This window comes from Nonomuraea sp. NPDC003709 (assembly GCF_040610775.1).
GTDB classification, from domain to species: domain Bacteria; phylum Actinomycetota; class Actinomycetes; order Streptosporangiales; family Streptosporangiaceae; genus Nonomuraea; species Nonomuraea angiospora_A.
Genome location: NZ_JBEXMW010000005.1, coordinates 255,892 through 269,519 on the forward strand (window position 1 = coordinate 255,892; position 13,628 = coordinate 269,519).

Annotated in this window: 13 protein-coding genes; 6 read left to right on the forward strand and 7 right to left on the reverse strand. The window is 72.6% G+C overall.

Annotated features, from left to right (window positions below; all coding sequences use genetic code 11):
- Positions 1–31: 31 nt before the first annotated feature.
- From ABZX61_RS17525 to ABZX61_RS17535, 3 genes are read right to left on the reverse strand one after another with little or no spacing between them, the layout of a single operon-like run.
- Positions 32–1,195, reverse strand: coding sequence for a sigma-70 family RNA polymerase sigma factor (locus ABZX61_RS17525; RefSeq protein WP_355195583.1), 1,164 nt, complete (start codon positions 1,193–1,195; stop codon positions 32–34).
- Positions 1,196–1,198: 3 nt separating this feature from the next.
- Positions 1,199–1,537 (reverse strand): YciI family protein, encoded by a 339-nt coding sequence (locus ABZX61_RS17530; protein WP_350727648.1) that lies wholly within the window; start codon positions 1,535–1,537, stop codon positions 1,199–1,201.
- An 11-nt stretch (positions 1,538–1,548) separates the two neighbouring features.
- Positions 1,549–2,118 carry a dihydrofolate reductase family protein gene (locus ABZX61_RS17535; protein ID WP_355195585.1) on the reverse strand — a complete coding sequence of 190 codons (570 nt, stop codon included), beginning with the start codon at positions 2,116–2,118 and terminating at the stop codon, positions 1,549–1,551.
- 300 nt (positions 2,119–2,418) lie between these two features.
- Here ABZX61_RS17535 and ABZX61_RS17540 point away from each other — a divergent pair, with 300 nt between their 5' ends.
- Together ABZX61_RS17540 and ABZX61_RS17545 are read left to right on the forward strand one after the other, a co-directional pair.
- Positions 2,419–3,105, forward strand: a complete 687-nt coding sequence (locus ABZX61_RS17540; protein WP_355195587.1) for a DivIVA domain-containing protein — start codon at positions 2,419–2,421, stop codon at positions 3,103–3,105.
- A 67-nt stretch (positions 3,106–3,172) separates the two neighbouring features.
- Positions 3,173–4,342: a hypothetical protein gene (locus tag ABZX61_RS17545; protein WP_355195589.1), complete on the forward strand. Its 1,170-nt coding sequence runs from the start codon at positions 3,173–3,175 to the stop codon at positions 4,340–4,342.
- 13 nt (positions 4,343–4,355) lie between these two features.
- Here ABZX61_RS17545 and ABZX61_RS17550 read toward each other — a convergent pair whose 3' ends face one another.
- Entirely contained in the window at positions 4,356–4,955 is a 600-nt protein-coding gene (locus ABZX61_RS17550) for a TetR family transcriptional regulator (RefSeq protein ID WP_355195591.1), read from the reverse strand.
- Positions 4,956–5,042: 87 nt separating this feature from the next.
- Between ABZX61_RS17550 and ABZX61_RS17555 the strand changes: the two genes are divergently transcribed.
- From ABZX61_RS17555 to ABZX61_RS17565, 3 genes are all read left to right on the forward strand, one after another.
- A complete protein-coding gene (locus ABZX61_RS17555) occupies positions 5,043–5,627 on the forward strand; it encodes an ABATE domain-containing protein (protein WP_355195593.1) in 585 nt (194 codons plus the stop codon).
- The gene (locus tag ABZX61_RS17560; protein WP_355195595.1) at positions 5,627–6,172 is read left to right on the forward strand and encodes a GNAT family N-acetyltransferase; all 546 of its coding nucleotides are present in this window, start codon (positions 5,627–5,629) and stop codon (positions 6,170–6,172) included. The genes ABZX61_RS17555 and ABZX61_RS17560 overlap by 1 nt, the downstream gene beginning before the upstream one ends.
- Before the next feature lie 66 nt (positions 6,173–6,238).
- The gene (locus ABZX61_RS17565) at positions 6,239–6,757 is read left to right on the forward strand and encodes a nitroreductase family deazaflavin-dependent oxidoreductase (RefSeq protein WP_350727655.1); all 519 of its coding nucleotides are present in this window, start codon (positions 6,239–6,241) and stop codon (positions 6,755–6,757) included.
- 8 nt (positions 6,758–6,765) lie between these two features.
- On the opposite strand, the gene ABZX61_RS17570 is transcribed toward ABZX61_RS17565, so the two are convergent.
- Entirely contained in the window at positions 6,766–7,851 is a 1,086-nt protein-coding gene (locus tag ABZX61_RS17570) for a pyridoxal-phosphate dependent enzyme (RefSeq protein WP_355195597.1), read from the reverse strand.
- A gap of 101 nt (positions 7,852–7,952) precedes the next feature.
- On the opposite strand from ABZX61_RS17570, the gene ABZX61_RS17575 reads away from it, so the two are divergent.
- Positions 7,953–8,870, forward strand: coding sequence for a LysR family transcriptional regulator (locus ABZX61_RS17575; RefSeq protein WP_355195599.1), 918 nt, complete (start codon positions 7,953–7,955; stop codon positions 8,868–8,870).
- On the opposite strand, the gene ABZX61_RS17580 is transcribed toward ABZX61_RS17575, so the two are convergent.
- Together ABZX61_RS17580 and ABZX61_RS17585 are read right to left on the reverse strand one after the other, a co-directional pair.
- A complete protein-coding gene (locus tag ABZX61_RS17580; protein WP_355195601.1) occupies positions 8,812–10,980 on the reverse strand; it encodes an AAA family ATPase in 2,169 nt (722 codons plus the stop codon). The two genes, ABZX61_RS17575 and ABZX61_RS17580, sit on opposite strands and share 59 nt — an antisense overlap.
- Positions 10,977–13,361 (reverse strand): LuxR C-terminal-related transcriptional regulator, encoded by a 2,385-nt coding sequence (locus tag ABZX61_RS17585; RefSeq protein ID WP_355195603.1) that lies wholly within the window; start codon positions 13,359–13,361, stop codon positions 10,977–10,979. Before ABZX61_RS17585 ends, ABZX61_RS17580 begins: the two co-directional genes overlap by 4 nt.
- Between the last annotated feature and the right edge of the window lie 267 nt (positions 13,362–13,628).

Consider the following 13,628-nt stretch of genomic DNA (forward strand, 5'->3'; position numbering starts at 1 on the left):
ACTGACAGGTCTGTAAACCCGGGACAAGAGGTCAGAGCTCGCCGAGGCGGCGGGTGAGGAAGCGGCGCTCGGCCTCCGTCGTGGCCAGGTCGAGCGCCCTCCGGTACGCCGCCTGCGCCCCCGCGGTGTCGTCCAGGCGACGCAGCAGCTCGGCCCGGGTGGAGTGGAAGTACCGGTAGCCGTCGAGTCCGAGCCCGTCCACGATCGCCAGCGCCGCCCGCGGCCCGTCGACCTCGGCGACCGCCACCGCGCGGTTGAGCTCGACCACGGCCGAGCCCGTCAGCTCCCGCAGCCGGTCATAGAGCGCGGCGACGGCCCGCCAGTCGATCCGCTCCTCGGTCTGCAGCGCCGCGATGGCCGCCTGCACCACGTAGGCGCCGCGGGCGCCGAGCGCGAGGGCGCGGTCGAGCAGCGCCTGGCCCTCCTCGATCTGAGCGGTGTCCCACAGGCCGCGATCCTGCTCGTGCAGCAGGACGATCTCGCCGTCGCGGACCCGGGTGGCGCGCCGCGAGTCGTGCAGCAGCATCAGCGCCAGCAGCCCGGCGGCCTCGGGCTCGCCGGGCACGAGCTCGACCAGGACCCGGGCCAGCCGGACGGCCTCGGCCGCCAGGTCGGCCCGGCCGTCGCCGTACCCCTGGTTGAAGATGAGGTAGAGCACGGAGAGCACCGCCTCCAGGCGGGCGGGCAGCAGGTGCTCCCGGGGGATCCCGAACGGGATCCCGGCCGCCCGGATCTTGTCGCGCGCCCGGGAGAGCCGCCGCTTCATCGTCTCGTCGCTCACCAGGAACGCCCGGGCGATCTCCGGGGTGGACAGGCCGCCCAGGGCCCGCAGAGTGAGCGCGACCTGGGCCTCGTCCGCCAGCGCCGGATGGCAGCACAGGAAGAACAGTTCGAGCCGTTCGTCGGGGACCGCCGACTCGTCCATCGTCACCTCCTCGCCCGGCTCCGGCCGGTCCAGCAGGCGGAGCTTGTCCGCATACGTACGGTCCCGGCGAAGGCGGTCGATCGCCCGGCGGCGCCCGGTCACCACGAGCCAGGCCCCGGGATTGTCCGGGACCCCGTCGCGGGCCCAGCGCTCGGCCGCGACGGCGAACGCCTCCTGCGCGGCCTCCTCGGCCACGTCGACGTCGCCGGTGTAGCTCACCAGGGCGGCGAACACGCGGGCCCACTGGTCGCGGAAGATCTCCTCGAGCACCGGCTACCGCTCCACCAGCGGCCGCACCTCGACCGATCCGCCGAGGCGGGCGGCGGGGACACGGGCGGCCAGCTCCAGCGCGTCGTCGAGGTCGTCCGCCTCGACGATGTAGAACCCGCCGAAGATCTCCTTGGTGTCGGCGAACGGCCCGTCGGTCATCAGCGTCCGGCCGCCCTGGACCCGGACGGTGGTCGCGGTCTCGGCCGGTTGGAGCCGCTCGCCCGAGATCATGCGCTCGTCCTGCATCAGCGCGACGTACTCGGCGGTGATGGCGGCGCGCTCATCGGCGGTGAGCCCGTCGTACGCTCCGGGCCGCTCGTTGATCAGCAGTGCGTATCTCACGGTGGTCTCCTTCACGCCGCCGCGTCGCGGCCGTAGACGAGGCGGACTGCCTGACCCATGCGTTCGGCGGACTCCAGAGCCAGGCCGAGGGGCCGGTCATCCTGATCGAACAGGCGGCGTCCCCGGCCCAGCACGGTCGGGAACACCAGCAGCCGATACTCGTCGACCAGGTCATGCGCCCGCAGCGCGGCGACGACGCTGCCGCTGCCGGCGACCACGATATCCCGTTCCCGCCTGCGCCCGGCCACCTCCTCGATCAGGTCGCCCCGCAGGAGGGAGGAGTTGCTCCACCCCTCGACGCCGTCCGACGAGCGCGAGGCGACGAGCTTCGGGATGGCGTTCATCTTCCGGGAGAACTCGTCGTCCCTGCCGGGCCAGATGCGGGAGAAGCGCTGCCAGGTGGCGCGGCCCAGCAGCATGGCCCCGGTGTCCAGCACCTCGCCGAGCGCGAACTTGTCACCGGCCACCGACTCGGGCCCGTACCGGAAGGCCCAGCCTCCCCACGGCGTCCCGTCCGCCCCGTCCGGGTCCTCGATGACCATGTCGAGGGAGACGAACTCGATGACGATCAGCTTGCCCATGTCCTTGAACCTTCCTCGTAGCCGGTTGCTCGGCAGGAGGACGGACGGGTCGGGCCCGGGGGGACAGGCCGTCGATGTGACCCTGGTCACATCCGAAGCGGCCTTTACCCGTGAGCGGCTGCCCACATGTTTAAGCACACGGTAACGTGTCAACTACTGTGCGTATAGAATGCCTGGTTGGACGGTCAAGGTTTCGCACCGGTTCCCCCCGATCCGGGGCACCCCTCCATGCCCCGGGGCCGGTGCGGGCGCGCCCGGCCGCTCCAGCGCTGACGGTGAAAGGTTCGGTGAAACTCCGTCATGCACATCGAGCACGAAGACCACGTCTACGGCCTCCCGATCCCGCACGGCCACGCCGTCGGCGACGGCTTCGTCACCGTGCCGGCCCAGGCCGCCGGCCCTGGCCAGCTCACGCTGCTGACCCCCACCGCCGTGCACCACCAGGTCTTCACCGTGGTCCGGTTGCGGGCCGGCTACGACCTGGCCGAAGTGGACGCGTTCCTGTCCACCGTGGAGACCACGATCAGCCTGCTCTGGCAGGACAACGCCCACCTGCGCGAGCGTCTCGCCGCCGCCACCCCCGCCCCGGCCGACATGCTGGCCGCCGCGGAGGAGAGCGCGCGGGAGACCGTCGAGGTCGCCCGGCACGAGGCTCGGCAGGCTGTCGAGGCCGCCCGAGAGGAGGCACGGGAGTACGTCGAGGCCGCCAGGCAGGAGGCGCGCCACATGCTGACCGAGGCCCGCGCCGGCGCCGAACGGGTGCGGCTCGATGCCGCCGCCGCGGCCGAGGCGCTGACCAGGACCGCCCGCCTGGCCTATCAGGAGGCCATCGAGGAGCAGTTCAACGAATTCGACGCCGTCCTCGCCGACCACGGCAGGCAACTGCAGGACAGCCTGCACACCCAGCTCGGCCGGTTGCGCACGGTCCTGGAGGACGTCGCGACGCCCGGCCACGGCACGCACACCGGCCCTCTCGCGGCTCAGTGATCGATCACCGTCCTCCAGCCAGAAAGGCCGTCACATGTTCTTGCCGCTCGGGGGGTCAGTACTGCCGTTGCCGGCGCGCGACGCGGCCATGGGCGCCGCCATGCCGGTCTGGACGGTGTGGGCCGCCGTGGGCCTGGTGGCCCTGTCCACGCTGGCCGGCGCCCACCTGGCGCAGCGCAAGGCCGACCGGATCAGCGTCTGGCTGGCCGTCGCCTCGGCGCTCATGCTCATCACCGCCCTGACCGACGTGATGCCCGACGCCTGGCGGGAGGCCGTCGCGACCCATGTGCCCGTGTGGCTGGTGGCGCTGGCCGGGCTGTTCGGGTATGTCGTCATCACGCACTTCACCCGCCACGGGTGCGCTCACCAGCACGACGTGGGCCGGCGTGCCCGGCACGCCCCCGGCATGCACCGGCGGGTCGAGCAGGCCGTCAGCGCCGCCGTGTACGGGGGAGTGGGCACCGCCGTCGCGCTGAGCCTGCACCGCATGATCGAGGGCGCCACCCTGGTGCTGGCCGCCTCGATCATCGTCGTGGCCGCGCTCATGATCCACTCGGCCGGTGAAGGGGTGGCCCTGACGGCCATGCTCGACCTGGCCCGCAAGCCGCTAGCTCCCTGGCTGGCGCTGGCCTGCCTCAGCCCGGCGGCCGGCGTCGTGCTGGCCAGCGTGGCGCCGCTGCCGCCGCAGAGCGTGCCGATCCTGCTGGGCGTGCTCACCGGCGTGCTGCTGCGTACCGCGATGGTCGGGCTGCAGATGGCCCGCGCCAGCGGCCGGCTGCCGCGCCGCCAGGTCGTCGTCGTGGCGACCGGCGTACTCGCCGTGGGCGGCCTGCTGGTCACCGCCCAGGCCATGCTGCCCGGCGCGCTCCCCGCCCCGGCCGTCCCGGTCGCCGCCGCCCGCCTGGGCGGGCCGCCCACCCCGCAGCCGCGCCCGCCGTCCCCGAGGCCCAAGCCGACGACCGGACCCGAACCGATGACGCCCGGCGAGCTGCGCACCGCCGTCGCGGCCGGGCGGCTCGGCCTGGAGGCCCTGCTGTCGCGCACCGACCTGGCCACCATCGGGGCCGACGTGGAGACGGTGCTGCGGGCCCTGCCCGGGCGCAGCGCCACCGAGATCACCCGCGTGCTGCGCAGGGGCAGGATCCTCAGCGGCGCCAGCATCGGGGACCTCACCCTGCGCCAGCGCCACTACCTCCTCCTCGCCCTCGGCGCCATCCCGGCGAGCCCGGCCGGATGAGCCGCAGCGCCCATCAGGGGGCCCGGCCGGTGAGGTAGCGCTGGAGTGTCGGCGCCATCCAGGCGATGAGCTCGTCGGGCGAGGACGAGACCAGCGCGTCCACCCGTACGGCGTAGCGGGTGATGGCCAGCCCCACGAGCTGGCCGGCCGCGAGCGCCGCGCGCAGCTCGGGCTGGTCCACGCCGAGCTTCCTGGTGACCTTGCCGAGCATGTCGTTGGCGAGGAACTCCCTGATCAGGGCGGCCGCGTGCGCGTTCGTGGCGGCCGAGCGCATCAGGCCCAGCACCGGGCCGGGCCGGTCCACCGCGCCGAGCAGGCCGAGGACGTATCCGGCCAGCCGCTCCCCGAGCTTGCCGCGGGGCCCGTCCAGCAGCATGGCCACGGCCTGCTCGGGCTGGAACACCGACGTCACGACCGCGCTGAACAGCTGCTCCTTGCCGCCGAAGAACCGGCGCACGAGCGCCGGGTCCACGCCGGCGTCCGCGGCCACCTGGCGCATGCTGGTGGCCTCGTAGCCGCCCGCGCTGAAGGCCCTGGCCGCCGCCGCGACGATCTCTTCCCTGGTGGTCGAGGCCCCCGGCCGCCGCCCGGTCCTGCCTGTGCGTTCCTCCACGGCCGCCAAGTTATATCCCCGTACAGGGACTTGCTACCCCTATAAATCAGATGCTGACGGTTAAGGTGCTCTGTTAGCGTCAGCATCGTGACGGCAGTCGAGTTCCCGATCCTCGGGACGGAACCTCTCGCGGTGGAGCTGGCCAACACGCTGTACGGCGCGGGGGAGGCGCGGATCGACTTCCTGCCGGACGCCCGGCGGGTCGGCGAGTGGTTCGCCCGGGTCTCCGAGCGCCATGGGGTCGCGGTCCCGATGGGTCCGCACGCGGCCCGGGTGCGGATGTTGCGCGACTGCGTGCACGCCCTGCTGTCGGCCGCCGTCGAGGGGCGCGTTCCCGACGCGGCGCCGGTCCGGCGGGTCAACGACTTCACGGCGGCGGCGCCGACGTACCTGTGGCTCGACTGGAGCGGCGGCGCGCCGGCCTCGCGCTGGGCCAGCACAGTCACCGGCACCGTCGCCGGCCCGGCCGCCGTGCTCGGGAGCATCGCCACCTGCTGCGTCGAGCTGCTGACCGGCCCCCAGGCGGATCGGGTACGCCGCTGCCAGGGCCCCGGCTGCTCGCTGTTCTTCGTCCAGAACCACCCCCGCCGGCGCTGGTGCCACCCCTCGTGCGGTCACCGCGACCGCCAGGCCCGCTACTACCGCCGGCAGCACACCCCCGGAGCGTCCTGATGATCACATGGCGTCGGCTCGGCCAGGAGGACTTCCCCCTGCTGCGTACGTGGCTGGAGCAGCCGCACGTGGCGCTGTGGTGGAACCACGAGACCTCGATGGAGGCGGTGACCCGCGACTTCGGCCCCGCCGCCCGCGGGGAGGAGCCGTCGGAGGACCTGCTCGTGTTCCTCGACGGCCGGCCGCTCGGCCTGGTCCAGCGGTCGCGGTACGCGGACTACCCCGGCTACCTGGCCGAACTGGCGACGATCACCCCCGTCCCCGACGGCGCGGTGAGCATCGACTACCTGATCGGCGATCCCGGCCAGGTCGGCCGGGGCCTGGGCCCGGAGATGATCCGCTCGGTGATCGAGCGGACCTGGACGGAGATCCCCGGCTCGTCCTGCGTGCTGGTCCCCGTCTCGGCGGCCAACCGCGCGTCGTGGCGGGCGCTGGAGAAGGCCGGGATGCGCCGGGTGGCCGAGGGCGAGCTCGAGCCCGACAACCCGATCCACGATCGCGCCCACTACGTCTACCGGATCGACCGGCCGGCCGACCCCGAGTAGACCAATCGCTTGGTTGGGAAGTATTCTTGGCCCCCGTCGGCAGCGCAACGAGGACGTGAGGGCACCGTGGTCGAGCAGCAGCAGTCCAGCGGCGGTTTCATGGCACGCGTCAGCACCGCGCTCCGCCCGTTCTTCCAGTGGCTCGCGGGCACGAGGGGCTTCGCGCGGGTCGCGCCCAAGATCGTCCCGCCTCTTGATCGCTTCGTCAATCGGGTGACGGGCGGCCGCGTGCTCATGGGGGACCAGATGATCCCCCACCTGCTGCTCACCACGACCGGCAGCAAGTCAGGGCAGGAGCGCCAGAGCCCGCTGGCCTGCCTGCCCGAGGACGGCGGCACGTTCCTGGTGGTCGGCAGCAACTTCGGCAGGGAGCACCACCCGGCCTGGAGCGGCAACCTGCTCAAGACCCCGCAGGCCACCGTGACCTTCCGCGGGCGGGTCATCCCCGTCACGGCCGCCCTGCTCGCCGGAGCCGACCGCGAGCAGGCCTGGCAGGCGCTCACCGGCTTCTGGCCGCTGTACGACGGCTACACCGAGCGCTCCGGCCGCGAGCTGCGCGTCTTCCGCCTGTCCCCGCGCTCCTGACCGCCCGCTTACCGGCCGCCGGCCACGTCGCCGACGACCTGCGGGATCTCGAACAGGTTGGCGGTGTCTCCGGTGTGCAGGAACGCCACGTTCCGGCCCGGCTCGACCCGCCCCGAGCGCACGTGGTCGAGCAGCCCCGCGAAGCCCTTGCCCGTGTAGACGGGGCCCATGAACACGCCGTCCGACCGGGCCAGCTCCTTGATGGCGGCGACGCCTTCCGGCGAGGGCACCGCGTAGTCCTCGCCGATGAACCGTTCGTCGACGTCGATCTCGGCGCGGATGACCTCGTCGGCGGGGACCGGGACCTCGAGCAGCTTGAGGATGTGCTTCACGCGGTCGACGATCACCTCGACGTTGATCCAGTTCCCGGGCCGGTAGTGGCAGATCGCGATGGAGCGCACGACGACCGGGCTCCCCGTCACCAGCTTCGCCGCGATCAGGCCCGGCAGCGCCGTGCCCGTGCCCGCGGTGTGGTAGAGGTAGTCGAGCCGGACCCCGGACGCCCCGGCCTGCCGGCTCATCTCCGTGAACGTCAGCGTGTGCGCCACGAAGCCGTACGGATGCGCGCCGCCGGTGGGCACGATCAGCGCCTTGTGCCCCTGTGCCTCCAGCTCGGCCTTGCGGGCGGTCATCGCGTCGGCGATGCGCTGCTGCTCGTCGGCCGTGTCCCAGTAGGCGCCGCCCCGGGTGGGCAGGTAGTGCGTCTCCACGTCCATGATCTTGCTCAGCAGCAGGTTGCCGCGGTACTCCGCGAGCTCGCCGTGGCGTCCTTCGTCCCGGGTGAGGAAGAGGATCGGCGTGAGCCCGGCCGCCCGGCAGGCGGCGGCGAACTGCATGCCGGAGTTCGTCAGGTAGACGCCCTGCGTGATGAGGTGCGTGACGCCGTCCTCCAGGGCCTGGCCGATGATGAACTCGGCCAGGCGGGTCTTGCTTCCGCTGATGGTGCCGGGCCCCGCCAGGTCCTCCCGCTTGAGGAAGAAGCCGGCCCCGTAGGCGGCCGACAGATTGTCCAGGCGGTGGAAGGGCGTCGGGTAGAAGCCGATCCGCCTGCGGGGCAGCCGGTCGACCAGCGCGTCAAGGGCGGCGAGGTCCATGGTGGAGACCCTTCTTCAGGCGACGTGCCTCCATGCTCCATCAGCTCGACCATAAGCACCAGCAAAGTCTACTAAGCCTGGCATTAGGTATGCTAATGCTCGTGCCCGGACAACTGGAGCCCCGCCTCCTGGCCACGCTGGAGGCCGTCGTTCGGCTGGGCTCGTTCGCGGCGGCCGCCGAGGAGCTCGGCTACACGCAGGGGGCAGTCTCCCAGCAGATCGCCGACCTCGAACGGCGGGCGGGGCTGCGGCTCCTGGACCGCCGTCCCGTACGCCCCACCGCCGCCGGCACCGTCCTCCTGCGGGCCGAAGAGGCGGTCCGGGCGGCGATGACCCGGGCCCGGACGGAGCTGGAGGCCCTGAACGCCGGGCAGTCGGGCGAAGTGCGGCTGGGCGCCTTCGTCTCGGCTGCGGCCGGCCTCGTCCCGCCGGCCCTGGCCGCGTTCCGCCGGGCCTGCCCGGGTGTGCGGGTCACGCTGAGTCAGTACGAGACCGAGGACGCCTACCAGCGGCTGCTCCGCGGCGACCTCGACCTCGCGGTCACCTTCGACTACAGCTGGTTCCCCCTGCCGCCGCCACCGGGCCTGCGGCGCTCGCTCATCGGCCGCGACCCGGTCATGGTCGCGCTCCCCGCCCGCCACGCCCTGGCCGGGCGCACGTCGCTGAGCCTGGCCGACCTGGCCGGCGAGGCGTGGATCGGCACCCCCGTCACCGGCCCCAACCTCGGCCCCCTCGCGGAGCTGGCCCGCTCCGCGGGCTTCCGTCCCCGGCTCGCCTTCGAGGGCGACGACTTCAGGACGGTGCTGCAACTCGTCGCCCACGAGCTCGGCATCGCCGTGCTGCCAGCGCTGGCGCTCACGGACACGGTGGACGGCGTCGTCGCCCGCCCCATCGCCGAGGAGCCCCTCGTACGCTTCCTGTACTGCTGCCGGATCGACACGGCCGGGGCGCCGGCCATCGTCACCCGGCTGGAGACGTGCCTGACCGAGGCCGCCGCCGGCCTCCCGCACCCGTCGTGACGGGCGGTTTCGAACCCCGGACGCCCCGTCGCCCCGAACGCTCCCGCGGCGCGCCGCTCACCGCGTAGGCGGCCGCCCGCTGCGGCCCCAGCCGCGACCCCTGACGGAACGCCGTCGCGAACGCCGACCGGCCCAGCGCCGCGCGGGCCTGCTTCGTGCAACGCTCGTGCGAGGTCGCGTGGTAGCTGATCCACTCGGGCGAGGTCCCCACCGCCTGCCACATCGCGTGCGCCGCCCCCAGCAGCGCGGCGGCCCGGTCGTGCTCGTCCCGCGCGCCCGCGAGCCAGGCCAGCACCTCCAGGCACTGGGTCAGGCACCACCGGTCGTTGATCCGCCCGGTGAACTCGGTGGCCGCCGTCAGCAACGCCTCCGCACGCCGGCGCTCGCCCAGATTCCAGTGCGCGACACCCAGCGCGAGCTGCGCGTACGCGCGGAAGACCAGGGCCCGCCGGCTCTCGCACAGGGTCAGGAGCCGCTCGCCGAACTCGCTCGCCTGGCGGGGATCCTCGGTCGAGCCGTACGCGGCTCCGACGTAGAGGTTGAACATGATGCCGTCGATGTCGCCCATGGCCTCGTGGAGGGCGAGGGACTCCCGGATCAGCGCCAGGCCGCGCCGGGCGTCGCCGGTGTAGAACGCCGCGACGCCCGAACTGCGGATGCCGTGCGCCACGAGCTGCTCGTCACCCTCCCGCCGGGCGAAGGCGATGAATTCCTCCAGCCGCCGCGTGGCGGTCGCGGCCTGGCCCTGGCGCAGGGAGAGCAGGCTGTCGGCCCAGACCGCCAAGGCACGGCACCGGCTGCCCTCCGGCACCAGTTCCAGGCCGCGTCCCAGCCAGTAGCGGCCCTCCACGAACGATCCGGTCAGGAGCCAGAAGCACCACATCGCCGACGCGGCCTCCAGCTCCATCGGCGCCAGCGCGGGGTCGCTCAGGCACATCTCCAGGGCGACGCGGATGTTGGGCAGCTCCCGCTGCAGGAGCAGGTAGCGGTCCAGCTGCTCGGGGACCATCCGGTCGATCCGGTGCTCCGTCACCAGGTCCCGGTAGTGCTCGGCGTAACGCCGGCGCAGCCGCCGCTCCTCGGGAGGCGGCAGCTGCTCGCAGCCGTACGCGCGCAGGGCCTCCGGCATGCGGTATCTGGAGCCCTCCCTGACCAGGACCGACTTGTCCACCAGCCCGGTCAGGTGGTCGAGAACGTCGAGCCGGTCGATGCCGTCACCGGAGCACACCGCCTCGGCGGTCTCCAGGTCGGCCCCGGAGGGGAACAGCCCCAGCCGCGCCCACAGCCGCCGCTCCCCGGCCGAGCAGAGGCGGAAGCTCCAGTCCATGGTCGCGCGCATCGTCTGGTGGCGGGGCAGGGCGGTGGGCGTCTTCGCGACCAGCACGTCGAAGCGTTCCTCCAGCTCCCGCGCCAGGCGTTCGAGCGGCATCGAACGCAGCCGGACCGCCGCCAGCTCGATCGCCAGCGGGATGCCCTCCAGGCGCCGGACCAGCTCCGCCACGGGCGCCACGTTGCGCGCGTTCAGCCGGAAGCCGGGCACGGCGCCCGCCGCGCGCGCCACGAACAGCCGGACGGAGTCGTGGCGGCCGATCTCCCTGACCGTGTGGCCGCAGCCCGGACCGGGATCGGGAGTGGACAGCGGAGCGACCGTCAGCACCTGCTCGCCGGAGACCCGCAGCGTCTGCCTGCTGGTCGCCAGGACCTGCAGCCGGGGCGCGGAGCGCAGCAGCCGGTCCACGAACCGGGCGCAGACCGCGCTCAGATGCTCGCAGTTGTCCAGGACCAGCAGCATCCGCTTGCGGGACAGGTAGTCCACCAGCACGCCCATGGGGTCGCGGCGCACGTCACGCAACCCCAGCGCCATGGCGACCTCCGACTCCAGCAGGTCGCCCGTCTCCAGGGTGGCCAGCTCGACCACCTCGACCCCGTCCTGGTAGGTGTCCCGCAGCAGTTCCGCGGCCCTGAGCGCCAGCCGGGTCTTGCCGACGCCGCCCGCGCCCGTCAAGGTGAGCAGCCGGGACCTGCCCAGCAGCTTCCGCACCGTGGACAGCTCCTGGGCCCGCCCGACGAAGGTGGACTTGTCGGTCAGAACGCCGGCGCCGGACCTCATGGGGCGCCCCCGGGAAGCAGGCCCTGCTCGCCGACCCAGGCCGCGATCTGGGAGCGCGAGTTGAACCCGAGCTTGGTCAGGATGTGCTCGACGTGTCCCTCGGCCGTGCGCTGGGCGATCACGAGCGCGGAGGCGATGGCCTTGTTGGTCATGCCCTGGGCGACGAGCCGGGCGATCTCCATCTCCCTCCGGGTGAGCGGCGAGGCCTGGACCGCCGCGGGCTTGGCCGGTTTCACGCTCTCGCACATCGCGTACGCGAGCGCGTCGGCCGGGGTGAGCTCGGTCCCTCTGCGGAAGGCGGCCTCGAACTGCTCCTCTCCGAGGCGCTCGCGCGCCAGCGCCTCGGAGGCGTCGTGGTGGCCGGACAGGTAGCCGAACGGGGGAGCGCCGAACGACCGCCAGCGCTCCTGCGAGGCCCCGAACAGCACGGCGGCGCGCTCGGGCGTGCCGTCGGCGGCCATCCACGCCAGCGCCTCGATGCACAGGGCGGTGCCCAGCCGGTCGTCGAAGGGCCGCTTGAGCCGGATGGCCTCGCGCTCCATCTCGACCGCCCTGGCCACGTCGCCCTCCCGCCACACCTCGATCCCGTACACCCACAGCGTGTACGACCTGAACCAGTGGTCCGCGCGGGCCTCGCAGGCCTCCAGGCCCTCCTTGAAGCGCGTGACGGCCTCGTCGGGATGGCCGAGGAGCGAGTGGGCGGTGGCCAGGTACAGCAGCGTGTTCACCACCCCCATCGGGGCGTCCGCCTCGCGGTAGCCCGCCACCGCCTCCTCCAGCAGGGCCGCCGCGCCGGTGATGTCGCGCTGGAGCAGGGTCGCCAGGCCGGAGACGTAGGAGATCTCGGCGGGGATCGCCGCGCCGTCGAGCCGCTTCGCCAGCTCGCGGGCCTCCTCGAGCATGTCCGCCGCCAGCGCGAAGTCGCTCTGCAGCACCGCCAGCCGCGCGTTGACGCACAGCGCGTTGGCGCGCGCGGTCAGCGCCGCGTCACCCGCTGCCGGACCTGCCGCCGGACCTGCCGCTGGGCCCGCCGGAGGGGCCGCCGCGTCGCCCGTCGCGAGCAGGCGGTCGAGCCAGTCGCGGGGCTCCCGCAGCGACCCGGTCGCGATCCAGTAGAACCGCAGCGCCGTGGCGATGGCCAGGCCGCGCACCGCCTCGCCCGGCGTCGTGAGGCAGTAGTCGAGGGCGCTGCGGATGTTGCCGTGCTCGGCGCGCAGGCGGTTGAACCAGGCCACCTGGTCGGGGCCGAACCACTCTCGCTGCCCGCGGCTCGCGAGGTCCGCGAACCAGTCGCGGTGCCGCGCCCGCAGCGCCGCCTCGTCGCCCGACTCGCGCAGCCGGTCGCGGCCGTACTGGCGGATCGTCTCCAGCAGCCGGTAGCGCACCGTGGTCTGGTCGCCCTCGCGGGCCAGCACCGACTTGCCCACCAGGCCGACCACCAGATCGACGACCTCGTCCGGCTCGATGCCGTCGCCGGCGCACACGTGCTCGGCCGCCTCCAGGTCCAGACCGCCGGAGAACACCGACAGCCGGGCCCAGAGCAGCCGCTCCTGCTCGGTGCAGAGGCCGTAGCTCCAGTCGATCAGCGCCCGCAGCGTCTGCTGGCGGGGCATCGCGGTGCGCGCCCCCATCGTGAGCAGCCGGAACCGGTCGTCCAGCCGGGCCAGCAGCTGATCCACGGAGATCGCCCGCAGCCGGACGGCCGCCAGCTCGATCGCCAGCGGGATGCCGTCCAGCCGTCGTACGATCCGCGCCACGCTGTCCTGGTTGTCGTCGGTGACCTCGAACCCCGGCAGCACAGACTGGGACCGGTCGGCGAACAGCCGGATCGCGTCGAACTGTTTCAGCGAATCCGTGGACGACCGCGAACCGTCGGAATCCGGCATGGGCATCGGCGGAACGGGCATCATCTGCTCGCCCACGACGCCGAGCGTCTGCCGGCTCGTGGCCAGGATCCGCAGACCGGGCGCGGCGCGCATGAGCGTTTCGGCCACCGCGGCGCATTCGTCCAGCAGGTGCTCGCAGTTGTCCAGGATGAGGAGCATTTTCTTGTCACGCAGATGATCCGTGAGCACCTCTATGGAGGGCCGTACAGAACGGTCCTGGATTTCCAGGCATTCCATCACCGTCTGCACCAGCAATTCGGGGCTCTCCAGCCCCGCGAGCTCGACCAGCCACACGCCGTCGGGGTAGGCGCGCCGCAGGTCGAAGCCGACCCGCATGGCCAGGCGGGTCTTGCCGACGCCACCGACGCCGATCAGGGTCACCAGCCTGGCATCGGACAGCAGCCGCTTGACCTCGGCGATTTCGTGCCGCCTGCCGATGAAGCTGTTGAGCTCGGCGGGCAGGTGGCACGAAACGTTCGGTGCGGTTGTGGTCATGAATGCTCCAACGGCTCCGGTGCTCGGATCACCGCGCCTCCGGTGCCCGAGCTTCCACTCCCAGATTATTCGGTGAAGGTACCCCTCGCACTTTGTCGTTTCCGCGCGGGTGCAGTCGGTCAAGCAAATCCCCATTTTCCGGAAAAATTGGGAAAAGTCGGTGGCTAAATGGCGGCGCACTTTACCGATGCGAGGACATAGCTTTGCCCGGCGGGATTTTGCCTTTAGGCATCTCGGGCATGGATGCAGACGGCGACCCGGAGTTTC

Coding starts and splice junctions, on each gene's coding strand:
- ABZX61_RS17585 (WP_355195603.1), bottom strand. CDS start 13,361: ATGACCACAACCGCACCGAACGTTTCGTGCCACCTGCCCGCCGAGCTC.
- ABZX61_RS17535 (WP_355195585.1), bottom strand. CDS start 2,118: ATGGGCAAGCTGATCGTCATCGAGTTCGTCTCCCTCGACATGGTCATC.
- ABZX61_RS17560 (WP_355195595.1), top strand. CDS start 5,627: ATGATCACATGGCGTCGGCTCGGCCAGGAGGACTTCCCCCTGCTGCGT.
- ABZX61_RS17570 (WP_355195597.1), bottom strand. CDS start 7,851: ATGGACCTCGCCGCCCTTGACGCGCTGGTCGACCGGCTGCCCCGCAGG.
- ABZX61_RS17540 (WP_355195587.1), top strand. CDS start 2,419: ATGCACATCGAGCACGAAGACCACGTCTACGGCCTCCCGATCCCGCAC.
- ABZX61_RS17580 (WP_355195601.1), bottom strand. CDS start 10,980: ATGAGGTCCGGCGCCGGCGTTCTGACCGACAAGTCCACCTTCGTCGGG.